This window comes from Streptomyces sp. NPDC091287 (assembly GCF_044768525.1).
In the GTDB taxonomy this organism is placed as follows: Bacteria; Actinomycetota; Actinomycetes; order Streptomycetales; family Streptomycetaceae; genus Streptomyces.
Map to the genome: position 1 here is coordinate 266987 of NZ_JBIVUV010000010.1, position 24699 is coordinate 291685.

20 protein-coding genes, 1 tRNA gene and 1 pseudogene are annotated in these 24699 nt (G+C 73.5%); 5 read left to right on the plus strand and 17 right to left on the minus strand.

Features of this window, described 5'->3' with window-relative positions; translation table 11 throughout:
* Window positions 1-110 precede the first annotated feature (110 nt).
* The 3 genes from ACIQRW_RS19405 to ACIQRW_RS19415 form a co-directional block, all read right to left on the minus strand.
* Window positions 111-572 (minus strand): single-stranded DNA-binding protein, encoded by a 462-nt coding sequence (locus tag ACIQRW_RS19405; protein ID WP_403761615.1) that lies wholly within the window; start codon window positions 570-572, stop codon window positions 111-113.
* Between the two features lie 135 nt (window positions 573-707).
* Window positions 708-2615 (minus strand): GTPase, encoded by a 1908-nt coding sequence (locus ACIQRW_RS19410; RefSeq protein WP_403761617.1) that lies wholly within the window; start codon window positions 2613-2615, stop codon window positions 708-710.
* On the minus strand, window positions 2612-4255 hold the full coding sequence (locus ACIQRW_RS19415) for an ATP-binding protein (RefSeq protein WP_403761620.1): 1644 nt from the start codon (window positions 4253-4255) through the stop codon (window positions 2612-2614). The genes ACIQRW_RS19410 and ACIQRW_RS19415 overlap by 4 nt, the downstream gene beginning before the upstream one ends.
* 306 nt (window positions 4256-4561) lie before the next feature.
* On the opposite strand from ACIQRW_RS19415, the gene ACIQRW_RS19420 reads away from it, so the two are divergent.
* Window positions 4562-4634: transfer RNA gene (locus tag ACIQRW_RS19420), tRNA-Arg, on the plus strand.
* A 154-nt stretch (window positions 4635-4788) separates the two neighbouring features.
* Here ACIQRW_RS19420 and ACIQRW_RS19425 read toward each other — a convergent pair.
* From ACIQRW_RS19425 to ACIQRW_RS19440, 4 genes are all read right to left on the minus strand, one after another.
* Complete coding sequence (locus ACIQRW_RS19425; RefSeq protein ID WP_403761623.1) at window positions 4789-5607, minus strand: ABC transporter permease subunit; 819 nt, start codon at window positions 5605-5607, stop codon at window positions 4789-4791.
* Window positions 5604-6548, minus strand: coding sequence for an ATP-binding cassette domain-containing protein (locus tag ACIQRW_RS19430; protein WP_403761625.1), 945 nt, complete (start codon window positions 6546-6548; stop codon window positions 5604-5606). The genes ACIQRW_RS19425 and ACIQRW_RS19430 overlap by 4 nt, the downstream gene beginning before the upstream one ends.
* 82 nt (window positions 6549-6630) lie before the next feature.
* The gene (locus ACIQRW_RS19435; protein ID WP_403761627.1) at window positions 6631-7341 is read right to left on the minus strand and encodes a response regulator; all 711 of its coding nucleotides are present in this window, start codon (window positions 7339-7341) and stop codon (window positions 6631-6633) included.
* Between the two features lie 34 nt (window positions 7342-7375).
* Window positions 7376-8551 (minus strand): sensor histidine kinase, encoded by a 1176-nt coding sequence (locus ACIQRW_RS19440; protein WP_403761630.1) that lies wholly within the window; start codon window positions 8549-8551, stop codon window positions 7376-7378.
* Between the two features lie 348 nt (window positions 8552-8899).
* On the opposite strand from ACIQRW_RS19440, the gene ACIQRW_RS19445 reads away from it, so the two are divergent.
* Window positions 8900-9775: a peptidoglycan-binding protein gene (locus tag ACIQRW_RS19445; protein ID WP_403761632.1), complete on the plus strand. Its 876-nt coding sequence runs from the start codon at window positions 8900-8902 to the stop codon at window positions 9773-9775.
* Between the two features lie 164 nt (window positions 9776-9939).
* Window positions 9940-10524: a GNAT family N-acetyltransferase gene (locus ACIQRW_RS19450; RefSeq protein WP_403761634.1), complete on the plus strand. Its 585-nt coding sequence runs from the start codon at window positions 9940-9942 to the stop codon at window positions 10522-10524.
* A 2-nt stretch (window positions 10525-10526) separates the two neighbouring features.
* On the opposite strand, the gene ACIQRW_RS19455 is transcribed toward ACIQRW_RS19450, so the two are convergent.
* The 4 genes from ACIQRW_RS19455 to ACIQRW_RS19470 form a co-directional block, all read right to left on the minus strand.
* Window positions 10527-10994, minus strand: coding sequence for a DUF1772 domain-containing protein (locus ACIQRW_RS19455; RefSeq protein ID WP_403761637.1), 468 nt, complete (start codon window positions 10992-10994; stop codon window positions 10527-10529).
* Window positions 10995-11235: 241 nt separating this feature from the next.
* Entirely contained in the window at window positions 11236-12837 is a 1602-nt protein-coding gene (locus ACIQRW_RS19460) for a von Willebrand factor type A domain-containing protein (RefSeq protein ID WP_403761640.1), read from the minus strand.
* 228 nt (window positions 12838-13065) lie between these two features.
* Complete coding sequence (locus tag ACIQRW_RS19465; RefSeq protein ID WP_215102488.1) at window positions 13066-13980, minus strand: ABC transporter permease; 915 nt, start codon at window positions 13978-13980, stop codon at window positions 13066-13068.
* On the minus strand, window positions 13977-16631 hold the full coding sequence (locus tag ACIQRW_RS19470; RefSeq protein WP_403761644.1) for an alpha/beta fold hydrolase: 2655 nt from the start codon (window positions 16629-16631) through the stop codon (window positions 13977-13979). Before ACIQRW_RS19470 ends, ACIQRW_RS19465 begins: the two co-directional genes overlap by 4 nt.
* A gap of 143 nt (window positions 16632-16774) precedes the next feature.
* On the opposite strand from ACIQRW_RS19470, the gene ACIQRW_RS19475 reads away from it, so the two are divergent.
* Entirely contained in the window at window positions 16775-17200 is a 426-nt protein-coding gene (locus tag ACIQRW_RS19475; RefSeq protein ID WP_403761647.1) for a GNAT family N-acetyltransferase, read from the plus strand.
* 281 nt (window positions 17201-17481) lie between these two features.
* Here the strand turns inward: ACIQRW_RS19475 and ACIQRW_RS19480 are convergent, their stop codons facing one another.
* The gene (locus tag ACIQRW_RS19480; protein ID WP_403761711.1) at window positions 17482-17790 is read right to left on the minus strand and encodes a hypothetical protein; all 309 of its coding nucleotides are present in this window, start codon (window positions 17788-17790) and stop codon (window positions 17482-17484) included.
* Here ACIQRW_RS19480 and ACIQRW_RS19485 point away from each other — a divergent pair.
* Window positions 17699-17917 (plus strand): annotated as a pseudogene (locus ACIQRW_RS19485) (phosphatase PAP2 family protein); the annotation flags it as partial. The gene ACIQRW_RS19480 and the pseudogene ACIQRW_RS19485 overlap by 92 nt on opposite strands.
* Window positions 17918-18004: 87 nt before the next feature.
* On the opposite strand, the gene ACIQRW_RS19490 reads toward ACIQRW_RS19485, so the two are convergent.
* From ACIQRW_RS19490 to ACIQRW_RS19510, 5 genes are all read right to left on the minus strand, one after another.
* Window positions 18005-18883: a response regulator gene (locus ACIQRW_RS19490; RefSeq protein ID WP_403761650.1), complete on the minus strand. Its 879-nt coding sequence runs from the start codon at window positions 18881-18883 to the stop codon at window positions 18005-18007.
* A gap of 7 nt (window positions 18884-18890) precedes the next feature.
* Window positions 18891-20363 carry a sensor histidine kinase gene (locus tag ACIQRW_RS19495; protein ID WP_403761708.1) on the minus strand — a complete coding sequence of 491 codons (1473 nt, stop codon included), beginning with the start codon at window positions 20361-20363 and terminating at the stop codon, window positions 18891-18893.
* A gap of 121 nt (window positions 20364-20484) precedes the next feature.
* Window positions 20485-21105, minus strand: coding sequence for a DUF4291 domain-containing protein (locus tag ACIQRW_RS19500; RefSeq protein ID WP_403761653.1), 621 nt, complete (start codon window positions 21103-21105; stop codon window positions 20485-20487).
* A 97-nt stretch (window positions 21106-21202) separates the two neighbouring features.
* The gene (locus ACIQRW_RS19505) at window positions 21203-22951 is read right to left on the minus strand and encodes a DUF4157 domain-containing protein (protein WP_403761656.1); all 1749 of its coding nucleotides are present in this window, start codon (window positions 22949-22951) and stop codon (window positions 21203-21205) included.
* A 228-nt stretch (window positions 22952-23179) separates the two neighbouring features.
* On the minus strand, window positions 23180-24682 hold the full coding sequence (locus ACIQRW_RS19510; protein WP_403761659.1) for a CoA-acylating methylmalonate-semialdehyde dehydrogenase: 1503 nt from the start codon (window positions 24680-24682) through the stop codon (window positions 23180-23182).
* Window positions 24683-24699 lie beyond the last annotated feature (17 nt).

Below are 24699 nucleotides of genomic sequence, written 5' to 3' on the forward strand. Positions count from 1 at the left end.
AATCCTAAAGAACGGGGCAAGGGCAGTCCCCCGTACTGCCCTTGCACAACCATTCCGAATCGGAATCGTTATCGCGCGACGGCCGCCGCACTTGTCGACGATCGGCCTTTTCAGGACACCGCGGCCATTGCGTCGACGCGTTCCCGCTGTTTCGGCGACTCGTGCGCATCGCCGTCCGTGACACTTTCCCGACGCTCCGTCAGAACGGGCTCCGCTCTGGCGGCCCGGCGGAAGGCGGCCGTTCCCCGGCTCAGGTCGTGGCCGACGGCGACGGCCTCGACATCGACGAACGTCCGTCGCTGACCGGCCTGTTCCTCCTCGCGGACCTTCAACCGGCCGTGTACGACGAGGGGTTCCCCGACCGAAACGGAACCGGCCAGATTCGCGGCGAGCGTCCGCCAGGACCAGACGGTGTAGAAGCTGGTGCGGCCGTCGGCCCAGAGCTGTTTCTCACGGTCCCAGCGCCGCGGAGTCACGGCGAAACGGAATCGCGCCATTCCACCGGTGGCCGTCTCGCGGAACTCCACCGCCGTCGCGGCGTTACCCACCAGTGTCACCAAGGTCTCGTTCATTTCCCGCCCCCGCTTTCCTTGTCGTACCGGATCGCACCGCTCGTACCTCATCGCACCGCTCGTACCTCTCCGGGCGTCGGTGGGGTGCGGACTCCATGGTGGACGCCGGGCGGAAACCGCGTCGGGGCCTGTGGACTACCGGCCGGTTGTGGAGAACTCCGTCACCGTCACGTACCGCTCGCGCACTTCCCGGTAGCGCACCAGTTCGGCGGCGACCGGATCCAGGACCCTGGCCCGGCCGCATCCGGCGGCCGCCTCGCGCAGCCGCCGCTCGGCGTCCTGTCCGTACCGCCTCGCCGGTCCCCGGATGGCCGCGGCACAGGACCACTCCACGAGCGGGCCGCCGACGACTCCGGCCAGCATGATGAGCGCGGGCGTGACGAGCCCCGGCTCCAGGACGCCGATGATCTGGCCGACCAGCCACAGCCCGCCGAAGATCTGGAGGAGCGTCATCGACACCTGGGCCAGCACCGCGGCGGGCCACCACTTCGGCCGGGGCGGCTTGGCCGGACGGCCGCCGAGCGGGGCTCCGAGCGGGGCTGCGGCGATGGCGCCCTGCCCCGCCTCCGTTCCGCCGCCCCGCTTGGACACGCCGGAGGCCCCGGCCTTGACCGCCAGTTCGTCCAGCGCCTCGGACAGCCCCTTCGCCCCGTTGAACGCGGCCTCGCGCACCGCCTGCGCCCAGGGTCCCGGCAGCCCGTCGGCGGCGTCGTCCGCGACGTTCCGCACTGCCTGCTCGACCCGCTGCCGGGCCGTCGGTTCCTCTTCGGGCGGGGCCAGCGCCTGGCCCATCCGGTCCAGGCTGCCGGGCAGGCCCCGGTTCTCGTACCAGCGCCAGAGCCGCAGCCACGGCGTCCCGCAGGCCCGCCCGGCGTTCCTGCGCCACTCCCGCTCGGCGGCCTGTCCGGCGGCCGCCGCGCCGACGGCCTCGGCCAGCCGGTCGGTGAACTCGTCGCGGGCCCGCTCGCCCAGTCCGGGCCGGCCCTCGGCCACGTAGACCGGGCGCAGCCGCGCCGCCGCCGCGTCGACGTCGGCCCAGAGGCGGCGGGTGGCGGCCGTGCGGTCCTGGACGAAGCGGCCCACCATCTCGCGGAGTTCGGGCACCCCGTCGCCGGTGAGCGCGGACAGGGACATGACGGTGGCGCCGGGTTCGCCGTGCTCGCCGAGCGCGATGCCGTCCTCGTCGAGGAGGCGGCGCAGGTCGTCGAGGACGAGGTCGGCCGCCTCGCCGGGCAGCCGGTCGGTCTGGTTGAGGACGACGAAGGTGACTTCGGCGTGCCCGGCGAGCGGGCGCAGATAGCGCTCGTGGAGGGCGGCGTCGGCGTACTTCTCCGGGTCGACGACCCAGATCACCGCGTCGACCAGGGCCAGGACCCGGTCCACCTGGTCGCGGTGTTCGGTGGCCGCCGAGTCGTGGTCGGGCAGGTCGACCAGGACGAGCCCCTGGAGCGCCTCGTCGAAGGCGGCGGGCCCCGGGTGGGGCCTGCGGCGGAGTCGGCCGGGGACGGCGAGACGGTCCAGCAGCCCGGCGGCCCCGTCGGTCCAGCTGCACGCGATGGGCTGGGAGGTGGTGGGCCGGCGCAGCCCGGTGTCGGAGATCGGGGCCCCGGCGAGCGCGTTGAACAGGGTCGACTTCCCGCTGCCGGTGGCTCCCGCGACGGCGATGACCGTGTGCCGCGAGGAGAGCCGCTGCCGGGCGGCGGCCTCGTCCAGCACGCGTCCCGCCTCGGCGAGGGTGTCCCGGTCGAGCCGGGCGCGGGAGAGCCCGACGAGCTCGCGCAGGGCGTCGAGCCGGGGCGGCAGCGGCCCGCCGGAGGGGACGTACGCCTCGACCTGCGGCTCCACGTCGTCGGCGGCGGGGGCCCGGGGGGCGGTTCCCCCGGCCTCACGGGCCTCGGCCGCCGCGGCGCGCCGGGCGATGAGCCCGTCGTCCCAGCGCCCGTCCCCGCCCCTGCCCGGCACCTCCCCGTCCGACTTCCCGCCGCCGCCACCGTCGCTGCTGCCGTTGCCGTTGCTGTTGTCCTGGTCCGTGACGGCGGTCATCGCTGCCACCTCTCCTTCTGCAGTACGGAAAGCGCGGCGATCAGTTCGGCCTGGGGTTCGGGGGCGACGTCGAGCGCGTCGAGCGGGGCGAGGCGGCGGTCGCGTTCGCCGCCGAGTACCTGGTCGAGGTAGGTCGTCAGCAGCTCACCGCCCTTGTCGCGGAGGCGCAGCGCGCCCTGGACACCGATGCGTTCGGCGAGCTGCTCCCCCGCCGCACGGGCGCGCCGCCCGCCGAGGAGGGCGGCCGCGAGCAGTGCGGCGACGGTCTCGGGGGCGGGCGCCACATTGCGTTCGAGCTGGCGCACCTCCTCCTCGGCCAGTTCCTCCAGGACCCGCCGCCACCGGCGTACGGCGACGGAGATCCGGCCTTCGATGTCTTCGGCGGGCCCCCAGCCGCCCGCCTCACGTCCGGCGTCCTCGAACCGGAACAGGCCCCCGGCGGGCTCGCGGCGCCACTGGGTGCGGATCTGTTCGTCGGCGGCGGAGACCGAGCACTGGAGCAGGGCCACCAGGCTGTCGACGAGGGCTTCGAGGAGCTCCTCGGGCGAGCTGTAGAGCGGGTAGCCGCGCCACCGGGTCCGTGCGTCCCCGGAGAGCACGGCGCCGCTCTGGAGGCGGCGCCGGATCCGGGCGGCCTCCTTGCCGTACGCGTCCTGGACCACCCCGGTCAGCCGCACGGAGGCGGCGTACTGGGCGGCGACGGCGGAGGCCAGCGAGGGCATCCGCACGTTGAGCGACTGGATGACACCGGACGCGGTGCGCGCCACCGCCTGCTGCCGGGCGGCGGGGTCCTGGGCCCGGTGGGCGAGCCAGGCGCGCAGCGGGGCGACGGCGGTGGTGGGGAGCAGTCCGCTGCCGCCGCCCGCGGACTCGGGCAGCTCCGGGATGGTGAACCGGGGTACGTCCCCGAGGCCGGCCCGGGTCAGCAGCGCCGCGTACTGCCGGGAGACCTCGGCGATCACCTGGTGGGGCACCCGGTCGAGGACGGTGACGAGGGCCGCGTCGTACTCCTTCGCGGTACGCAGCAGGTGCCAGGGCACGGCGTCGGCGTAGCGCGAGGCGGTGGTGACCATCACCCAGACGTCGGCGGCGCAGATGAGTTCGGCGGCGAGGACCCGGTTGCGTACGACGAGCGAGTCGATGTCGGGGGCGTCCAGGAGGGCGAGCCCCCGGGGCAGGCTCACGGCGGTCTCCACCCGCAGCGCGGTCTCCCCGTCCTCGCCCCGGGCCGCGAGGTCGTCCAGCCCGTCCGGGTCGGGCGTCTGACCCGGCGGCAGCCAGATCCGGGTCAGCTGGGGCAGCACCCGCACCCCGGCGAACCAGTGGTGGTCGTCCGGGTGACAGATCAGCACCGGGGTCCGGGTGGTGGGCCGCAGCACCCCGGCCTCGCTGAGCCGGCACCCCACCAGCGAGTTGACCAGGGTGGACTTCCCCGCCCCGGTGGATCCGCCGATCACGACGAGCAGCGGCGCCTCGGGGTCCTTGAGGCGTGGCAGAAGGTAGTCGTCGAGCTGGGCGAGGAGTTCGACCCTGCTCTGCCGGGCACGTTCGGCCCCCGGCAGGGGCAGTGGAAGACGCACGGCGGCGACACGGTCGCGCAGGGCGGAAAGTGCGTCGATGAGCTGAGGCCGTACGTCCATGGTCACCACATGCGAAGAATGCCCAATTTTAGATCCTTTTTGAAGCGTATAGGCCTGTCTGCGCGGCGGTTCCACCCTCAGGACAGAGTCAGGACAGAGGGGACGAGTGGGGCAGGGGCATAACGAGTGCACAACACCCGGCGCGAGGGGAGCGAAAACCGATGCAGGAATCGCACCTACCTGCGATTATCGGTTCGCTTCACCGAACCTCCACATCGTGCCACGCAGGTGAAGCAACCGGGTCCAGGGGATCGGAGCCCTATCCTTGTCCCGGCATGGCCACGGAACCACCGATCAGGACTCCCGGCCCCCGTAGCTCAGTGGATAGAGCAGGCGCCTTCTAAGCGCTTGGCCGCAGGTTCGAGTCCTGCCGGGGGCGCACCGACCGCACCACCGAGAGGCCCTCCGCACCGGAGGGCCTTTTCGTCGGTCAGGGGGACGCTAGCGAGCGCGGCGTCATGGCGGCGTAAACAGCGTCCCCGCCGCTCGTGCCTCCCCCGCTCGTGCCGCCCGCCCCTCGTGCCTCCCGCCCCTCACGCGTCCCGTCGGCGGAGCAACAGCAGGGCCCCGAGCGTGAGCGCCGTCGTGCAGGCGGCGACCAGGAGCAGGGAAGGCCAGGGGCCCAGGCTGCCCACGGTGTCGGCGGCGGCGTCCGAGGTCTGGGTGAGCTTTTCCAGGGCGGCCGTCGGGGAGAGTCCGGCGACCCAGCGTTCGGCGTCGCCGAAGAGGGGGCCGAACAGGGACGGCAGGAGCAGCAGGCCGATCACCGTGGTGACCGCACCGGCGGAGTGGCGTACGAGGATGCCGACGGCGAGGCCGAGGACGGCGGCCACCGCGAAGGACGCGGCGATGCCGAACAGGGCGGGCAGCGGCTCGCCCCGGGCGTACCGGCCCTCCGGCAGCATGGCGTCCCCGACGAGGTAGGCGGCCGTGCAGGAGGCCAGGGCGAGGAGGTACATCGCGCCCGCCACCAGCGTCGCCTTGGCGGCGAGGACCGTGCCCCGGCGGGGGCAGGCGGCGAACGTCGTGCGGATGGTGCCGCTGCTGTACTCCCCCGAGGCGACGAGCGCCCCGACGACCGCGGCCAGCATCTGGGCGACGACGGTGAGCGTGAGGCTGCCGCCGAGGACGGTGTCGTCGGGTTGCAGGCTGCCGGTGGCGGCGATGAACACCGCGCCGATGACGGGCAGTACGGCGGTGGCCGCGGTCGTCCACACCGTGGAGCGCACGCTGCGGAACTTGATCCATTCGTAGGCGAGGGCCTCCCGGAAGCCGGTCCGGTTCCGGTTCCGGTTCCGGTTCCGGTTCCGGCGGGTGTCGGACAGCGCGGGCGTGGTCGTGGTCGTGGTCATCGGACTGTCTCCTTCCGGGGTGTCGACGAGCCCCTGTCCTCGGCCCGGTATTCCACCGAGGACCGCGAGAGCGCCGTGTAGACCTCCTCCAAGGAGGAGTGGGCGGGGGTGAGTTCGTGGACGGCGACCCCGTGGTCCCGGGCCAGGTCGCCGATGGCCGGGGCGTCGGGGCCGTCGACCCGCCAGCCGCCCCGGGCGTCCAGCCGCACGCGCGCTCCGGCCGCTTCCAGCAGGGTGCGCAGCCGTTCCGGTTCCGGGGACCTGACGAGGGTGTGCGCGCGGGAGTTGGTCTCGATGAAGTCGCGCATGGTCGTGTCCGCGATGAGCCGGCCCTGTCCGATCACGATGAGGTGGTCGGCCGTCAGTTCCATCTCGCTCATGAGGTGGCTGGAGAGGAAGACCGTGCGGCCCTCCGCCGCCAGGGACTTCATGAGTTCGCGGATCCAGCGGATGCCCTCGGTGTCGAGGCCGTTGACCGGCTCGTCGAGGATCAGCACCTCCGGGTCCCCGATCAGTGCCGCCGCGATGCCCAGCCGCTGGCCCATACCGAGCGAGAAGCCCTTGGTGCGCCTGCGGGCCGTCTCCACGGGGAGGCCGACCAGGTCCAGCACCTCCTCCACGCGGCGGCGCGGGATGCCGTTGCTCGCGGCGAGTCCGGCCAGGTGGTGATAGGCGGACCGGCCGCCGTGGACGCCCTTGGCGTCGAGCAGGGAGCCGACCGCCCGTAGCGGCACGGGCAGGTCCGCGTAGGCCTTGCCGCCCACGGTGACGCGCCCCGCGCTCGCGGAGTCGAGGCCCAGGATCAGGCGCATGGTGGTCGATTTCCCGGCGCCGTTCGGGCCGAGGAAGCCGGTCACCCGGCCCGGCCGGACCGTGAACGACAGCCGGTCGACGGCGGTTCGCCCGCCGTAGCGTTTGGTGAGTTCCGTTGCCTGGATCATGCGGCCGACGCTACGAGCGGGGGGCCGATGGCGAATCCTCCGCCGGAAGTCGCTCCCTGCTCCCCCGGGAGTACGACAGGCCCTAGCGTTCTCCCGCCCTGACCAGACCCGTTTCGTAGGCGAGGACCACGAGCTGGGCCCGGTCTCGGGCGCCGAGCTTCGTCATGGTCCGGCTGACATGCGTCTTCGCGGTCAGCGGGCTCATGATCAGCGCCTTGCCGATCTCCTCGTTGGACAGCCCGGCGGCGACGAGCGCCATCACCTCGCGCTCCCGCCCGGTGAGCACGGCGAGCCGTTCGGCACCGGCCGCCTCGGGGGCCTTCAGCCGGGCGAACTCCTCGATCACCTGGCGGGTGACGGCGGGGGCGAGCAGGCTCCGGCCCGCTGCGACCGTGCGGATCGCGGCGCGCAGGTCGTCCGGCTCGATGTCCTTCAGGAGAAAGCCCGCCGCGCCGTGCCGGAGGGCCTCGAAGACGTACGCGTCGACCTGGTACGTGGTGAGCATGACTACACGGACCCGGTCGAGGGAGCGGTCCTCGGCGATCCGGCGGGTGGCCTCCAGGCCGTCGACGCCGGGCATCCGGATGTCCATCAGCACGACGTCCGGGCGGGTCGTCCGGACCGCTTCCACGGCCCGGGCCCCGTCGGCGGCCTCCGCGACCACGACCAGGTCGTCGGTGAGGTCGAGCAGGGCGCGGAACCCGGCCCGTACGACGGTCTGGTCGTCGGCGAGGACCACGCGGACGATCCCCGGCGGCCCCGCCGCGCTCGCGCTCTCCACCCGCTCGCTCACGCGGCCGCTCCCCGGGTTCCGTACGGCGTCACGTTCATGGGGCCGCTCCCTCCGTCGGCAGCTCGGCGCGGACGCGGAATCCGCCGCCCGGCACCGGACCGTACGTGACGTCGCCGCCCACCGCGACCGCTCGCTCCCGCATACCGATCAGGCCGAAGCCCCGGTCGGCGGGCGGGACGGCGGGCGGCGGCGCCGGGGGGCCGTCGTCCACGACCTCGACGGTCAGCCGGGTGGCGTCGCGGGTCACCGACACCGCGGCGTGGAGCGCCGCGGAGTGCTTCACCACGTTGGTCAGCGCCTCCTGCACGATCCGGTACGCCGTGGCCTCGACGACCGCGGGCAGGGCGGCGCCCCCCGTCTCCCGTCGCAGGTTGACCCGCACGCCGCCCGCCTCGACCCCCGCGACCAGTTCGTCCAGCTGGCCGAGGCGGGGAGCCGGCGCCGTGGACTCCGTCGCGCGCAGGACGGACAGCGTGGCGCGCAGTTCCCGTACGGCTTCCTTGCCGGAGGCGCGTACCTGGGTCATCGCCTGCCGCGACACCTCCGGCGCGGCGTCCAGCGCGTCGAGGGCCACCCCGGCCTGCACGGTCATCGCGCTCACCGTGTGCGCGAGGATGTCGTGGATCTCCCGGGCGACCCGTGCCCGCTCCTGGCGGACCCGGCGGGCGGCCTCCCGCTCGCGGTCCTCCTCGGCCCTCGCGGCGCGCGCCGCGTACTCCGCCAGCAGTTCCCGGCGGGTGCGCACCACCTCACCCAGGAGGAGCGGGACGAGCGGCCAGACCATCTCCAGGACGGGCAGCCCCTGCGGGTTGACCACGTCCCGGCCGACCTTCAGCGCCACCGCGCCCGAGACCGTCGCGGCGATCACCCCGGTCCACAGGGTGCGCCGGCGGTCGCCCAGCACCGCGACCGTGTACAGGGCCACGATCACCGGGAGGTTCAGCAGTTCGCCGATGTGCCCGTGCAGCGCCCACCCGGCACAGGCCGCCCCGGTCACACAGACCACCGGAACGGGCCAACGGCGCCGGCAGGCGAGCGCCGCCAGCGAGACCACGAGGAGGGCCCAGGTCAGCGCGTCGGCCTGCCGGTAGCCGGGCTCGTTGACGGCCGCGTCGGCGGTGGTCAGCACCCCCACCACCGCCACCACCAGCAGATCCGCGACGATCGGCGGCAGAGCCCGCGCACGGGCGGCCAGGCGGTCGAAGGTCATCACCCCCTCACGGTAGGAGGCGGGAGGCCGGGACGCATACGACAGCGGGAGTACACCGGTGCGGGGCCGGTGGCGAACGTCTCGGCGCTGTGCACATCGGGCAGGAGTTCGGACATAGCCGGACGGGAGTTCGGGCACGGCGCAACCTTCCGTCCGGCGGGACGTTCGGCAGGGCGTGGGAGCGGGCAAATCGATCAGGTGGGCCCGAAGGCGGAATCCCCGCCGCAGGGCGCTCCCGACCGTCCCGTCACCCGGCGGGCGTACGCGGCTCCGCGCCGCCGTCCGCCCGCCGGCCCCACACCGAAGCGCCCGCGTGAACTACGCACCATCAGGGAAAGGAGCGCCGCGATGGCGACGCCGCTGTCTGCAGCCAGGCTGCTCAAAGCCCTCCGCGACGAAGGCCTCCACGTCGTCGAACACCGGAGCTGGCGTACCAACAACCGGAACCACAAGGGGCCCTGGGGCCCTACGCACGGCGTGATGATCCATCACACCGTCACCTCGGGCACCGCGTCCTCGGTCGAACTCTGCTACAACGGCCACTCCGCCCTCCCCGGCCCGCTCTGCCACGGGGTCATCGCCAAGGACGGGTCCGTCCACCTCGTGGGGAACGGCCGGGCCAACCACGCCGGACTCGGCGACGACGACGTCCTGCGCGCCGTCGTCGCGGAGAAGGCGCTGCCCCCGGACAACGAGGCCAACACCGACGGCAACCGGCACTTCTACGGCTTCGAATGCGTCAACCTCGGTGACGGCAAAGATCCCTGGCCGGCGGCCCAACTGCTGGCGATCGAGCGGGCCGCCGCCGCCGTCTGCCGGGCGCACGGCTGGTCGCAGCGGTCGGTGATCGGACACCTGGAGTGGCAGCCGGGCAAGGTCGATCCGCGCGGGTTCACCATGAACTCGATGCGCGCGCGGATCGCCAAGCGGCTGGGCGGCTCCCCGGACGGGCCCTCCGATCCGCCGCCCAAGCCGACGTACGAGCCGTTCCCGGGGGCCGCGTTCTTCAAGGTCGGCCGCAACAGCGCGGTCATCACGGCGATGGGCAAGCGTCTGGTGTCCGAGGGCTGCGGCCGGTACACGGTGGGTCCCGGCCCGGCCTGGTCCGAGGCCGACCGGAAGTCGTACGCCGCGTGGCAGCGCAAGCTGGGCTACACGGGCGGCGACGCGGACGGCATTCCCGGCAAGAGCAGTTGGGACCGGCTCAAGGTTCCCAACGTGTGACGGCGGCGCGTCCGGCTGCTCCCCCCTCACCGCCGGAGGTGGGGGAGCAGCCGGACGATGCGGATGATCGCGGCAGTTGACCAGGGTTTCCTCGCCGCGCCGATGGCGCCCCGGTGACCCGCCGATGGAAAGCGGATCGCCGACGAGATCCGAGGGAAGGTGCGATGACGGCCGAGGTGCGAACGGTGGGGGCCGGTGAACTGAACCGGTACGCGGACGGGATCCGCGACGTGTACGCGCGAGCGTTCGCGGCCCCGCCCTGGAACGAGGATCCGGCGCAGGCCGACACCTATGCGGAGCGGCTCGCACGGGACGCGCTCCGGTCCGGATTCACGGCGGCGGTGGCGACGGCCGGGGGGACGGTGACGGGTTTCGCCACGGCCTGGATCACCCCGGAGGTCTTTCCGGCCGACCGCAGCTACGGGCAGGTCGCCGAGGCCCTCGGGCCCGGGCGGACGCGGTCGTGGCTCTGCGGTGCGCTGGAGGTGAACGAGCTGGCGGTGGCGCCGGAGGCGCACGGTGCGGGGCTCGGCGCGGCGCTGCTGGACGCGGTGACGGGGCCCGCACCGGAGGGCCGTTGCTGGCTGCTGACCTCCGTGCGGGCCGAGGCGGCGCTGCGCCTGTACGAGCGGGCCGGCTGGCAGCGGGTCGACGCGCCCGTGCCCGGCGCGGCCGCTCTCGTGGTGCTGCTCGGCCCCCGCCACCCGCGGCGGGCGGAGGCGGGGGCCCGCGTACGGAGGGGCGCCTAGCCCTACAGCGCGACGGCCAGCAGGACGCACGCCACCAGCGCGAACGCGGTGCGCACCTGGTGGAGGGTGTTCCAGCGGGATTCGAAGGCGGCGCGAGCCGCACTGTCGTCGCCGCCCTCGGAGGCGGCGAGGGCGTTGTTGAGCGGGATGTTCCCGACCACGGTCACCAGGTGACCGGCGACCACGCAGATCAGCGCCCCCAGGATGGCGGGCCCCGCCGCCTCGCCGTGCTCGCCGAGGCCGGTGAAGAACGCGGCGGCGGGCAGCGCGACGACGCCGAGGAACAGGACCAGGAAGACCGGGCCGGGGACCTTCTCGTTGAAGCGGCGCATGGCCGCCGTGAACTGCTCGTCCGTCAGGTCGGCGAGGCCGGGCATGATCGCGATCAGGAAGGTCAGCATGAAGCCCGCGTAGAGGCCGTTGACGATCGTGGCGAGCACGAGGAAGAGGGAGGTCATGGCGGACATCATGACCCGGAACGACGTTTCAGCGGGCCCACTTTCGAATGACCGTGCGAAGAGTTTCGGCCCCGGTGGCCCCGGTGCCCCCGGTGGCCCCGGGCGGGGCAGGCCGAGCTGACCGAGCTGACCGAGCCAACCGAGCTGACCGAGCCGGCCGCCCAGGACGCACGTCCCGCTCGGCCCGCTCGTCCTCCTCCGCCCGCTGTCCTCCCCCGCCCGCTCGGCCCCTCGGGCCTCCGGCCGCTCCGCCTCAGCCGATCTCTCCCTCGCCCGGTTCCGGTTCGTCGTCCGTTCCGGATCCTCGCTCGATCCGGTCCGCCTGCCCGATGGCCTTGGCCAGCTTCGTGACGGAGCTGTCCTCGGTCGTCTCCGCCAGCCCGGCGGCCCGCGAGGCCAGTTCACCGAGTCCGGGTGCGCCGGGCAGGTCGCCGCCCCGCAGGTGGTCGGCGAAGTAGGCGGCCACCGCCGCTACTTGGAGCCGGTCGCCCCCGCCGCCCCACAGAGAGCCGTCGATCGCCCCGGTCGTCGCGGTTCCGGTCTCCTCCTGGGCCTTGCGGGTCTTGGGGTCCAGCCAGCGCACGGTGGCCTTGGCCACGGTGCCGGACGCGCCCTCGCGCAGCCGTACGGCGTACAGAGCGGTCACCGTATGGCCGGGGCCCACCTCGCCGCCGTCGACGCTGTCGTCGCGGAAGTCCTCGTCGGCGACCTTGCGGTTCTCGTAGCCGATCAGCCGGAACTGCTTCACGGTCTTCCGGTCGAACGCCACCTGGGCCTTGGCGTCACGGGCCCGGATCTCCAGGTGGGCGGGGAGCTGGTCGACGAAGACCTTGCGTGCCTGCGCCTCGTCGCTGACGTACGTGGTGTTCCCGTCGCCCTTGTTGGTGAGCCGCTCCATGAACGCGTCGCCGTAGTCGCTGCCGACACCGACGCCGAAGAGGGTGATGCCGTACTCGCGGCGGATCGAGTCGATCTTCTCCAGGATGCCGTCGGCGTCGGTGTCGCCGATGTTGGCCAGCGCGTCGGAGAGGAGCACCACCCGGTTGGTGGCGCCCTTGCGGTGGCCCTCGACCGACTCCTCGTAGCCGAGGGTGATGCCCGCCTCGACGTTGGTGGACTGCGTCGGCCGCATCTCCTCCACCACGTCCTTGATCCGGTTCCGGTTGCCCTGGAGGCGGGTCATCGGCAGCCGGGTCTCGGCCTCGTCGCTGAAGGTGACCAGGGAGAGGGAGTCGTCGTCGCGCAGTTCGTCGGTAAGGATGGTCAGCGACTTCCTGACCAGGTCCAGGCGGCCGGTCTCGGCCATGGACCCCGAGATGTCGACGACGAACGTGAGGGCCGCGGGCGGCCGTTCAGCGGTCGACGGGGCGGCCTCGGTGGCCAGGCCGACGCGGAGCAGCGACCAGTCGGAGGCTCCGGTTCCACCGCTCCCGCCCTTCCCGGAGCCGATGCGGGCCCCGTCGACGTTCACCGAGAAACCGGGGCCCTTCGGCCGTTCGTACCCCTGGCGGAAGCTGTTGACGAACTCCTCGGGGCGTACCTCCTCGGGAGAGGGCAGCCTGCCGTCGCCGAGGGTGCGGCGCGCGTAGCCGTAGCTCGCGGTGTCCACGTCCAGGGCGAAGGTGGAGAGGTAGTCGGGCGCTGCGACGTCCGGCCTGCTCTCGTCACCGGGCTCCCCCGTCGGCGCGGCCGACCGGCCCTTCTCGGGCGCCGCCGCGTCCGGCGCGGGCTGTCCGCCGCCGGTCGATCCCTGCCCGTTGCGCGTATCCGAGGTCAGGTCGCGCTTGCCTCCCGAGGCGCTGTCGCCGCCGCTGCACGCGGTGAGGACCATGGCGCCCGCCAGAAGGAGCGCCATGGCGCCCGCCCGGCCCCCCGCCCGGACACCTGCCCTGCCCTCCGCTCTGCCTTCCGTCCGCTTCTCGTGTCGTCGGCCTGCCTGGTGCATAGGTAACCCCCCACGTCGTCACGATGTCCTCGACATCTGTGAATGTGACGTACGGGGTCGCCGACCGGAGTCGACGAAAGCGTTGCGGAACCATCTCGATGCGGCAACAGCGGGCAGGAAACCGGCGGAACATCAGGTTCAGGACACGATGTCCTTACGACTGAACCCGCGGAAGGCCAGCGCGAACAGGATCAGGGCATAGGTCACTGATACGGCCGTGCCCTTGATCATGCCGCCCCACTCCAACTGCGGCTGGAGGGCGTCGGCCCAGGCGAACTGCCAGTGCGCGGGCAGGAAGTCGCGCCAGGAGCCGAGCGCGGTGACCGCGTCGAGCACATTGCCGACGATGGTGAGGCCCACCGCGCCGCCGACCGCGCCGAGCGGGGCGTCGGTCTTCGTGGACAGCCAGAACGCCAGGCCCGCGGTGACCAGTTGGGAGACGAAGATGAACGCCACGACGATCGCGAGGCGGGGCACCGTGTCCCCGGCGGACAGCGCTCCCCCGGTGGGCAGTTTCAGCGGCCCCCATCCGTAGGCCGCCGTGCCCGCCACCAGGGCGACGAGCGGCAGCAGCACCATCGCGGCCAGGCTGAAGCCGAGGGCGACGACGAGCTTGGACCACAGCAGCCGGACGCGCGGCACGGGCGCGGCGAGCAGATAGCGCAGCGAGGACCAGCTCGCCTCGGAGGCGACGGTGTCCCCGCAGAACAGGGCCACCGGCACCACCAGCAGGAATCCGGCCGAGACGAACAGCGAGGTGGCGGCGAAGTTCGCGGCGGACTCGGTCGCCACGTCCATCAGGTTGATCCGGCCGCCGCCCCCGCCGCCGCCTCCTCCGCCGTCCTCGCCGTCCGGCGTGCCGCCGATCGCGAAGGCGATGATGAGGATGAAGGGGAGGGCGGCGAGGATTCCGCCCATCAGCAGGGTGCGTCGTCGGCGCAACTGCCGCATGGCCTCGACGCGGAGGGGAAGGGTGCGCCCGGCGCGGTAGCCGGGGGCCTCCGGGTGTTCGGTCTCCACCCGGGCCTCGGGGGGCTGGACGGGGGCGCTCATGCTGCTCCTCCGGAGATGAGGGTGAGGAAGGCGTCCTCCAGGCGGCGGTGCGGTCCGACGCCGGTGACCGGGACGTCGAGCCGGACGAGATCGGCGACGAGCCGGGAGGTGGTGGCCCCGTCGAGGCGGACGAGGAGTCCGCGCCCGTCGTCGGTGCGGACGGCGGAGCCGATGCCGGGCAGGGCGGCGACCTTCTCCGCCAGCGGCTCGGACACCTCGTCCGCCGTGGTCACCAGGATCATGTCGCCGGAGCCGGTGATCTCGGCGACCGGCCCGGCCTGGACGAGCCGGCCCCGGTCCATGACGACCAGGTGCGTGCAGGACTGCTCGACCTCGGAGAGGAGGTGGCTGGAGACGATGACGGTCCGGCCGCCGGCCGCGTAGCGGATCATCACGTCCCGCATCTCGCGGATCTGCGGCGGGTCGAGCCCGTTGGTCGGCTCGTCGAGGATGAGGAGGTCCGGCATGCCGAGCATGGCCTGGGCGATGGCGAGCCGCTGCCGCATGCCCTGGGAGTACGTCCGTACGGCACGGGCGAGCGCGTCGCCGAGCCCGGCGATCTCCAGGGCCTCCTCGATGTGCGCGTCCTCGGCGGGGCGGCCGGTGGCCTGCCAGTAGAGGTCGAGGTTGGCGCGCCCGGAGAGGTGGGGCAGGAACCCGGCCCCCTCCACGAACGCCCCGACCCGGGACAGCACCGGCGCGCCCGGCCGGATGGCCTGCCCGAAGACGCGGATCTCGCCCTCGTCGGGGGTGATGAGCCCCATGAGCATGCGCAGGGTGGTCGTCTTGCCGGCGCCGTTGGGCCCGAGGAGCCCGAGGACCTGGCCCTTCTCGACGCGGAAGGACAGCTCGCGCACGGCGTACCGGTCGACCGCCTTCGCGTACTTCTTCGAGAGACCGGTGATCTGGAGCGGTACGTCGGTGAGCGCGGGGTCCGGCGCGGGCGTGGCGGTCCGGCGGCGGGCGGTGAGCAGCAGGCCGGCCGCGATGACGAGGGCGGCGGCCGGGAGGCCCCAGGTCCACCACGGGAGGGTGGCCGCCGCGGTCTTCACGGCGGGCGCGGTGGGGATGGTCAGCGGTCCGTCGGCGGTGACGGTGTACCTGGCGGGCTCGGCCGGGGACGCGTAGCCGAGGTCGGTCGCGGAGAACACGAGCCGCAGCCGGTGTCCGGCGTCGAACTCGTGGTCCACGGCGGGCAGCGCCAGCTCGACCGGCTTGCCCTGCTGGTCGGGGGTGATCCGGTAGGGGGCGACGAGCTGGTGGGGCAGCACCTGCTGCCTGCCGTCCGGCGACACGTCGTACACCTTGCCGAAGAGCACCGCGTCCCGGCCGCCGCTCGCCGTCACGTTCACCTTCACGGTGGGCGTGCCGGTGACGCGTACGGAGGTGTCCAGCGGGGCGGACTCGAAGCGGGCGAACTGTCCGGGGAAGTCGAGCGAGAGTCCGACGCCGAGAGAGGAGAGCTGGGCGAGTCCGCCGCCGACGCCGGGCACGGCGGAGATGGCGGGCGGTGCGGCGCCGGCCGGGTTGCGGAAGGTCTTCGTCCCGCCGCCGAGCGCGATGTCCCGGCCGCCGCTGCGCAGCCCCGGGTAGGTGTCGCCGCTCGCGCCGCGCAGGAGGGCGGCGCCGTCGGTGGAGTCGACGCCTCCGGTGCGGGTGACGCGGAAGGCGGGCCCGGTGTCGGTGCCGGTGTCCTCCTTGAGATAGCGGTCGAACCAGGAGCCGACCCGGCCTTCGACCCGCCCGGTCTCGCTGTCGCCGCCGTCGTGCCCGCCCGAGATCCAGTCGACGGAGACGGGTGCGCCGTTGGCGCTGATGGCCTTCTGCATGGCGTCGGCCTGGCCGAGCGGGAAGAGGGAGTCGGACTGCCCCTGGAGGAGGAGCGAGGGGACCTTGATCCGGTCGGCGACGGCGGACGGCGAACGCTCGGTGAGGAGGTCGATCGCCTCGGCGTCGGGCTTGCCGCTGACGGCGACCCGCTCGTACATCTCGCAGAGCCGCTTCTCGAACTTCTCGCAGCCGCCGCCGGTGGTGATGAAGATCCCGGCCCAGAGCTTCTTGAAGACCCCGTCGGGGAAGAGGGCGTCGGCGAGGTTCCAGTAGGTGATCACGGGCGCGATGGCGTCGACCCGCTCGTCGTGACCGGCGGCGAGCAGGGAGACGGCCCCGCCGTAGGAGGCGCCGGTGAGCCCGACCCGGGGGTCGCCCTTTTTGTCGAGCTCCACCTCGGGCCGTTCCGCGAGCCAGTCGATGAGCCGCGAGACGTCCCTGACCTCGTGGTCCGGGTCGTTGAGGGAGATCTCCCCGCCGGACTTGCCGAAGCCGCGCGCCGACCAGGTCAGCACGGCGTACCCGTCGGCGGCCAGCTTCTCGGCCTGGGCCCGTACGTCGTTCTTGCTGCCGCCGAAGCCGTGTCCGATGAGCACGGCGGGCCGCTTGCCGGAGCCTTCGGCGTGGAAGTACGAGGTGTCGATCGGCACTCCGTCCATGCGCAGCGTCCGGTCCTCGCGCTGCACGGCGGGCGTGCCGTCGTCGGCGACGGCGGTCCAGGTGCCGCCGCCCACGAGCACGGCGAGCGCGGCGCCGACCGCGGCCCACCGGCCAGGTGTACGGGGCAGCAGGCGCCGCCATCGAGCAGTAGGGGTCTCCATCCCTCGACCCTAAGCGGAGGATGCAACTCGGTTGAGTGCCGCCGGGGGGAGGCGGGCGGCCTCCCTGAGAGGTACGGTGCGCCCCCGCCGTACTCCGGACGCGGTACAGAATGCCTTCAGACCCCTTGCCTCGGGAGGCCATTGTGGACATTCGTCGCGCTACGACCGTCAGGGAACTCCTGGCCGCCGGCCACCTCTACGACGCACCGCCCCGTGAGGAATGGGCCGCCCGCTTCCTCGCGGCGGACGGTCATGTGCTGCTGATCGCGTACGTGGACGGCGTCCCGGCCGGCTTCGTCACGGGCATCGAGATGCTGCACCCGGACAAGGGCACGGAGATGTGCCTGTACGAACTCGCCGTCGACGACGCGTTCCGCCGCCGGGGCATCGGCAGGGCCCTGACACTGGCGCTCGTGGACATCGCCCGGGAGCGGGGGTGCTACGACCTGTGGGTCGGTGTGGAGGGCGACAACGAGGCGGCGCTCGCGACGTACCGGTCGGCGGGGGCGGGGGACGACGGCGGGTTCACGATGCTGACGTGGGAGTTCGGGGACGGTGCCGCTCAGTAGAGGGGGCGCTCCCGGGTGCCTCTCAGTAGAAGGGGCGCTCCCGGGTGTCAACCCTGACCTTCGTCGGGGGCCGCTCCTGCCGTTCGGCCCCCGCGCCGGGCCCTGGCGCCTTCGTACGTTCGCGGCATGGCAAAGCACACACATCAACACCACTGGCCCGCCCGGCTGTTCGGGTCGGCCGCACTGCTGGCGTCGGCGGCCGCCGTGATCGGGATGCTGTCGCCCGGGGGCCTGGGGCGGCCCGGCCCGACAGAGGTCACGCAGGGGGCTTCCGCATCCCTCTACCGGTCGCTGACGGGAGCGGTCGGGGACGGTCCGGGGTGGCTGGGGCACCTGCTGGAGCTGTCCTCCGAGGCCACGCTGATCGTTCTCGGCCTGCTGCTGCTCGCGGTCTGCTGGTCGGCGGTACGCCGGAGGGACACGGGCGCGGTGGCGGGGGCCGTGCTCATCGGCGCCGGGACGGTCGTGGCGTACGCCGTCAGCGAGGCGCTGAAGCTGATCGTCGACGAGGAGCGACCGTGCCGGGCGTTGGACGGCGCCCGGGCGGTCGCGGCGTGCCCCGAGCCGGGCGACTGGTCGTTCCCGAGCAACCACGCCACCCTGGCCGCCGCCCTCGCGGTCGGGCTGGCGGCGCGGCGGCCCCGACTCGCCGCCGTGACGCTGCCGTTGGCCGTGGCGGCGGCACTGTTGCGGGTCCTGATGGGGGTCCATTACCCGCACGACGTGATCGCCGGGGCGGTGCTCGGCGGGGCGGTCGTCACCGCGGTGCTCCTCGTGCTGGTCCACCCCGCCGGTCTGCTGGCCTCAGCGCTGCTCGGTCGGTGGTGGGGGCAGGATCCCGGCCTCGTGGGCGACGACGGCGGCCGCGGCCCGGTTGTCGACGCCGAGACGGGCCAGGACGGAGCTGACGTGCGCCTTGACCGTGCCCTCGACCAGGTGCAGCCGCCGGGCGATCTGCCCGTTGGACAGCCCGCCGCCGAGGTGCGACAGGACTTCGCGCTCCCTGGGCGTCAGCCCGGCGACCCGCTCCCGGGCGGCGTCCCGCCGGCCGGCCAGAGCCCCGGCCCCGGTGGACGCCAGGTGCGCCACCACGCGGGCGGCGACCTTCGGTGACAGATAGGCGGCGCCTTCGGCCACGGCCCGCACCCCGGCGACGAGTTCCTCGGGCTCGCCGGACTTGATCAGGAATCCGGCGGCCCCACAGCCCAGCGCCCGCAGGATGTAGTCGTCCTCGCCGAACGTGGTCAGCATGACGACACCGGTGGCGGGCAGGGTGCGGCGGATCTCGGCCGCGGCGTCGATGCCGTTGGTCCCCGGCATCCGTACGTCGAGGACGGCCACGTGCGGGCGGTGCGCCCGGACCAGCTCCACCGCCTCGTGCCCGTCGGCCGCCTCGGCGACGACCTCGATGCCGGGGTCGGTGGCGAGGACGGCGCGGACGCCGGCACGGATCATGGGCTCGTCGTCGGCGACCAGGACCCGGATCGTCCCGGCCGGGGTCGTGTCCGCTCGGGTCGTGTCCGCCGCCGGGGTCGTCTCCGCCGCTCGGGTCGGGTGCGCGGGGGCCGTGCGCTCGGGGGCCGTGTCCGCCGCCCGGGCCGTGTCCGCCGCCCCGGTCGCGTTCGCCCGGGTCGCGTCCGCCGCCCGAGCCGTGTCCGCCCGGGTCGCGTCCGGCCGGCTCATCGGGCGCTCACGGTGTCAGCGCGTCGCGGGAGACCAGCCTGCCGTCCCGGAAGCAGAGCCGGTACGCGTCTCCTGACCGGTCGTCGAAGCGGTCGGCCGTCATCGCGTAGAACTCGCACGTCACCCCTCGTTCCTCCGGCCCGGCGCCCCCCGGCCGCTCCACCGACTGCCGGTCCGGCAGCACCTTCCGTATGTCGGCCCGATCCTGCCCCACCCGCAGCCGGGCGTAGTCGCGCGGGTCGAGGACGGACCGGGACGCGGCCACCGTCTCCCACATCCCGACCCCGGCGAGCAGCATCGCGCCCGCTGCCAGCGGCACCGCCAGCGCGGCGAGCAGGGTGCGGCGGATCCGCCGCCGCGCCCGCCGGTATCCGGCCGGCCCGGGGCTCACCCCGCCGGCGGCGGGCCGGGGCGCGGGCTGGGCGGGGGCGTGGTGGGGCAGCCGGGCATCGACGGTGAAGCCGCCGTCCCGGGGGCCGTGGTCGAGGGTGCCGCCGACGAGCCGGACGCGCTCGTCCAGCCCGATGAGGCCCCGCCCCCCGTGCCCGGCGAGCCCCCCGCTCCCGTGCCCGGCGAGTCCACGTTTCCCGTACCCGGCGAGTCCACGTTCCGTGTGCCCGGCGAGTCCTCGGCCCCCGTGCCCGGCCGACGGTTCGCCCGGGGCCCCGGGCGGTGTCGCCGGATCTCCGTCGCGGACCACCACCCGGGTCTCGGTCGCCGTGTGCGAGAGCTCGACGCTCACGGACCGGCCCGGCGCGTGCTTGGCCGCGTTGGTCAAGCCTTCCTGCACGACCCGGTGCGCGGCGCGTTCGACGGCGGGCGGCAGGCCCGCCGCCGCCTCTCCGGCCACCGTCAGTTCGACGTCGAGCCCGGAGGCGGCCGCGTCGCCGACGAGCCGGGCGATGTCGGCGTCGCGCGGCCCCTCCGGCGGGCCCTCGCTCTCCTCGCGGAGGACGCCGATCACCTCGCCGAGCCGCTCCACCGCCGCGCCGGCCCTGCCCCGGATGTCCTGGGCTGCCCGCCGGTGCCGCTCGTCCAGGCCGGGCGCCAGCTTCAGGGCCCCGGCCGACAGGGCGATCAGGCTGAGGTCGTGGCCCAGCACGTCGTGCATGTCCCGGGCGATCCGGGCCCGCTCCAGCAGCCTCGCCTGCTCGGCGATCAACCGCTTCTCCCGCTCCAGCTGTTCGGCCCTCTCCCAGCCGGCCCGGACCAACTCCCGGTACTGACGTGAGAACCGCCCCACGAACCAGGGCACCAGCACGGCGAGGACGACCACCGCCACGAACTGCGTCCCGAGAGCGAGCAGGGACGGCGCCACCGCCACCGCCACCGCCCCGGCCACGAGCGTCCCGGCCAGGACCAGGACGACGGTTCTGCCACGCCCGGGGCCCCGCCCCGCGACGAACGCGGCGATCGCGGTCGGCAGGCCCCACCACCAGCCGACCAGGCTCAGCGCGCCGAAGGCCGCCGCGGCGGGCACCAGCAGGCCACCCGGATCCGCCCACCTGGGGCCGGGCCCACGATCGGTCCTGTTCCTCGGGGAAAAGCTGTTCACGAGGGAGAGGCTACGGAGACCGGGAGCCTTCCGGCACTGCCGAAAGTCACATGTCCGGCGTCGGGGAAGCGCCCCGGACCGGCCGGGGGGCAGCGAGGGCGAGCGGTGTCTCCACAGGCAGCAGGGCCGCGGCCCTCTCCCGCTCCCCCGCCCGGACCGCCGCGTGCACCTCGCGCGCGAGCGGGGTGACATCGCGGACGGACACGGTCCACTCGTCCGCGTACCGCCGGGAGGCCTCACCGCTCAGCCCGAGCTGGAGGGAGCGGTACGGGAGCGGGTTCAGGTCGAGGTCGCGTTCGGGGTCCCACTGGACCCGGGCGGGGGCGGTGCGCAGGCTCCGCTTCCAGTCCGCCCGATCGGCGTGCACGCCGCGTACGTAGTGGGAGAGTTCGGCGCGCGCGAGGGCCCATTCCAGGCCGGCCCGGTCGATCTCGACGGCGAGGACGACCTCCTGCCCCTCCTTCGTGCCCCAGCCGCAGCGGTACATCATCCACAGGAAGCTGGGCTTGATCCAGGTCATCCGGTCCCGCTTCCAGACCTCGGGGAACCGCCCGTCGCGTGCGGCGGGCAGCCCGATGGCGGGGCGGTACGCCTGGTAGACGGTGACGGTGGTGGCTGTCTGCCGGGCGCGGATCTCGTAACGGGGCGGGAGGGCCGGGGTGTTCATGAGTCACAGGATGCGGGGAGGGGCGGGGGCCCGGCATCCGCTTTTCGCGGAGCGGCGGCCCCGCCCGCACGCACGCCGGTGCGGGCGGGGCCACGGTTCACTTCTTGGACTTCGACTTGTCGTACCGGCTGACGCCGTCCTCGTAGCCGACCGCGGGGAGGCCCGGGTCGGACGCCATCGCGACGTCGTCGGCGTTGCGGACCAGCTTGATGCTCCCGAACAGCACGTCGGGGATGACCAGTTCGTCCGAGCCGTGGTAGACCATCGCAGACTCGGAACCGGACGCGGAGCCGGAATCACTGTCGCTCTCGAACGCGAAGCCGGCCTCGGATCCGCCTCCGGCTTCCACCAGCCCGACGTCGTCCTTCACGTAGACGGCGACCAGGAACTTGCCCCAGGTCCTCGCGTCCTTCTTCGCGGCGGTCGTGCCGGGTGCCTTCATCGAGCCGGGGGCCAGGACGGGGGCGACGTAGAACCCGCGCCCCTTGCCGATGCCGTTCGCCGCGCCGACCATGTCCGCGTCCGGGCCGTGGGTGACCAGGCTGCCGACGCTCTCGACGTGGGTGCCGTGGAACCCGACCAGGCGGTAGCCGCTCAGGCTCGCGTTCAGCGCCTTCTGTCGCTCCGCGCGCTCGGCCTCGGACATCTCGCGCCGGAACTCCAGCGGCTCCTCGGGGATGCCGATCTCGTCCGCGCCCCAGTCGCCCTCCGCCCAGTCGGCTCCCGAACGGGATCCGGACGAGGCGACGCTGGAACGCTCCGACTCCTCGTCGCTGCTGCTCTCCTCCTCGCTGCTGCTGTCGTCGGACCGGCGATTGCCCTGCCGGAAGAAGCCGCCCCCACCGTCGCTGTCGCTACTGCTACTGCTACTGCTGCTGTCACTGCTGTCACCGGCCTCCTGCTGGGCGAGGACCTCGCCCAGGGCCCGCCAGACCGCGGCGTGGTCGATCGGGCCGCCCGACCGTTCCAGGTTCGCCAGAACCCTCTGAAGGGTGGCGGGCCTGGCGTAGTTCCTGGGGGCGGGGCGCACGGGGTGGCCGACCATCCACACGAGCAGGTCCGACGCGGACCGGACCGTCGTGGGGCCTTCCGCCCCGCCGTCGATGACGAGTTGCTTGTCGCTCGCCACACGCTGTACGTCCACGGCCCGCTGGACGGCCCCGTCGCCACCGGACGCCGTGTGGTCCGCCGAACGGGCGATGTCCGTCTGCGGGCGGGGCCCGCTCATGACCCGCGTCGCGTTGGCCTCGGCCTCGCGCTCGAACCGGTCGGACGGGTCGGACACCCGCAGCCCCGATCCGTTGTCCGTGCCGGCGACGGGCCCCTGGCGCTGCTGGATGACATGGGTCAGCTCGTGGGCGAGGGTGTGTTTGTCCGCTCCGCCGTCACCGATGACGATGTGGTTGCCGGAGGTGTAGGCACGGGCGCCCACCTCCGCGGCGGAGGCCTTCGCGGCGGCGTCCGTGTGGACGCGGACGTCGGAGAAGTCCGCGCCGAGCCGGGCCTCCATGTCGGCGCGTTCCGCGCCGCCGAGACCCCGTCCACCGGTACGCAGGACATCGTGGACGGCGGAGCGGCGTTGCACGGGCGCGTCCGCGCGGCGTTGCACGGGTGTGTCGGCGGTGGGCGCGGTGTCCTCCTGGTGGCCGCATCCGTCGCCGTGCTCGTGGTCCAGCGCCGGGGGGTGCCCGGCCCTGCGGAGCATCTGGACGACGGCCGCGTTCCCGGCCGTGCCCTGGAGGGCCATGCCTCCGGCGAGCGGCGCTTCGGCCGGCTCCACCGGTCTGCGGGCCTGCTCCCGAACGTTCTCGGCGTCGCCGTTTCGGGCGTTGTCCTGTGCGCGCACGGGGAGCTTCACTTCCTACGGAGGGACGGCGTCCTCTCCTGGATACCCGGCGGGTAGCGCCGGTGCCAGGTTCTCCGGGGCAGGGAAGGCGGGCCCGGGGGGCAGTGTCGGGTGCCGTCGGAGCCATCACGGCCGGAGGGGCGTCACGGGCACACAGGCGTCGGACGCACCGGTCCCCGCCGGCACCGGGGTGCGGGCGGGGACGGGTGAGAACGGCGGGGGCGGCCCTCAGTGGTTGCGCGGGAAGCCGAGGTCGACGCCGGCCGGGGTGTCGGCCGGGTCGGGCCAGCGGGTGGTGACGACCTTGCCGCGCGTGTAGAAGTGCACGCCGTCGTTGCCGTAGATGTGGTGGTCGCCGAAGAGCGAGTCCTTCCAGCCGCCGAAGGAGTGGTAGCCCACGGGGACCGGGATCGGGACGTTGACGCCGACCATGCCGGCCTCGACCTCCAGCTGGAAGCGGCGGGCCGCGCCGCCGTCGCGGGTGAAGATCGCGGTGCCGTTGCCGAACGGCGAGGCGTTCATGAGGGCGACGCCGTCCTCGTACGTGTCCACGCGGAGCACGCACAGCACCGGGCCGAAGATCTCGTCCTTGTACGCGTCGGAGTCGGTGGAGACCTTGTCCAGGAGGGAGAGGCCGATCCAGTGGCCGTCCTCGAAGCCCTCGACCGTGTGGCCCGTGCCGTCCAGGACGACCTCCGCGCCCTGGGCGGCGGCGCCCGTGACGTAGGAGGCGACCTTGTCGCGGTGGGCGGCGGTGATCAGGGGGCCCATCTCGGAGGCGGGGTCGTTGCCGGGGCCGATGGTGATCTTCTCGGCGCGCTCACGGATCTTCGCGACCAGTTCGTCGCCGATCGCGCCGACCGCGACGACGGCGGAGATCGCCATGCAGCGCTCACCGGCGGAGCCGTACGCCGCCGAGACCGCCGCGTCGGCGGCCGCGTCCAGGTCGGCGTCCGGGAGGACGAGCATGTGGTTCTTCGCGCCGCCGAGGGCCTGGACGCGCTTGCCGTTGGCGGACGCGGTGGCGTGGATGTGGCGGGCGATGGGGGTGGAGCCGACGAACGAGACGGCGGCCACGTCGGGGTGGTTCAGCAGGCCGTCGACGGCGACCTTGTCGCCGTGCAGGACGTTGAGGACGCCGTCCGGAAGGCCGGCCTCCGATGCCAGCTCGGCCAGCAGGTTGGCGGCCGAGGGGTCCTTCTCGCTGGGCTTCAGCACGAACGTGTTGCCGCAGGCGATGGCCAGCGGGAACATCCACATCGGCACCATGGCCGGGAAGTTGAACGGCGTGATGCCCGCGACGACGCCCAGGGACTGGCGGATCGAGGAGACGTCGACCCGGTTGGACACCTGGGTGGACAGCTCGCCCTTGAGCTGGGTGGTGATCCCGCACGCCAGCTCGACGATCTCCAGACCGCGGGCGACCTCGCCCAGCGCGTCCGAGTGCACCTTGCCGTGCTCGGCGGTGATCAGCGCGGCGATGTCGTCGCGGTGGGCGTCGAGCAGCGCGCGGTAGCGGAAGAGGACGGTGGTGCGCTGGGCGAGCGAGGAGGTGCCCCACGTCGCGTACGCGGCCTTCGCCGCCGCCACGGCCGCGTCGACCTCCTCCACGGAGGCGAGCGCGACCTGTGTGGTGACGGCGCCGGTGGCGGGGTCCGTGACGGGACCGTACTGGCCCGACGTGCCCTCCACTGTCTTGCCGCCGATCCAGTGGTTGACGGTCTTCGTCATGACGTACTCCTTCAGGC

Coding starts and splice junctions, on each gene's coding strand:
- ACIQRW_RS19445 (WP_403761632.1), top strand. CDS start 8,900: ATGGCGACGCCGCTGTCTGCAGCCAGGCTGCTCAAAGCCCTCCGCGAC.
- ACIQRW_RS19425 (WP_403761623.1), bottom strand. CDS start 5,607: ATGACCACGACCACGACCACGCCCGCGCTGTCCGACACCCGCCGGAAC.
- ACIQRW_RS19450 (WP_403761634.1), top strand. CDS start 9,940: ATGACGGCCGAGGTGCGAACGGTGGGGGCCGGTGAACTGAACCGGTAC.
- ACIQRW_RS19415 (WP_403761620.1), bottom strand. CDS start 4,255: ATGGACGTACGGCCTCAGCTCATCGACGCACTTTCCGCCCTGCGCGAC.
- ACIQRW_RS19465 (WP_215102488.1), bottom strand. CDS start 13,980: ATGAGCGCCCCCGTCCAGCCCCCCGAGGCCCGGGTGGAGACCGAACAC.
- ACIQRW_RS19410 (WP_403761617.1), bottom strand. CDS start 2,615: ATGACCGCCGTCACGGACCAGGACAACAGCAACGGCAACGGCAGCAGC.
- ACIQRW_RS19430 (WP_403761625.1), bottom strand. CDS start 6,548: ATGATCCAGGCAACGGAACTCACCAAACGCTACGGCGGGCGAACCGCC.
- ACIQRW_RS19455 (WP_403761637.1), bottom strand. CDS start 10,994: ATGATGTCCGCCATGACCTCCCTCTTCCTCGTGCTCGCCACGATCGTC.
- ACIQRW_RS19470 (WP_403761644.1), bottom strand. CDS start 16,631: ATGGAGACCCCTACTGCTCGATGGCGGCGCCTGCTGCCCCGTACACCT.
- ACIQRW_RS19460 (WP_403761640.1), bottom strand. CDS start 12,837: ATGGCGCTCCTTCTGGCGGGCGCCATGGTCCTCACCGCGTGCAGCGGC.
- ACIQRW_RS19490 (WP_403761650.1), bottom strand. CDS start 18,883: ATGAGCCGGCCGGACGCGACCCGGGCGGACACGGCTCGGGCGGCGGAC.
- ACIQRW_RS19500 (WP_403761653.1), bottom strand. CDS start 21,105: ATGAACACCCCGGCCCTCCCGCCCCGTTACGAGATCCGCGCCCGGCAG.
- ACIQRW_RS19405 (WP_403761615.1), bottom strand. CDS start 572: ATGAACGAGACCTTGGTGACACTGGTGGGTAACGCCGCGACGGCGGTG.
- ACIQRW_RS19510 (WP_403761659.1), bottom strand. CDS start 24,682: ATGACGAAGACCGTCAACCACTGGATCGGCGGCAAGACAGTGGAGGGC.
- ACIQRW_RS19440 (WP_403761630.1), bottom strand. CDS start 8,551: ATGACCTTCGACCGCCTGGCCGCCCGTGCGCGGGCTCTGCCGCCGATC.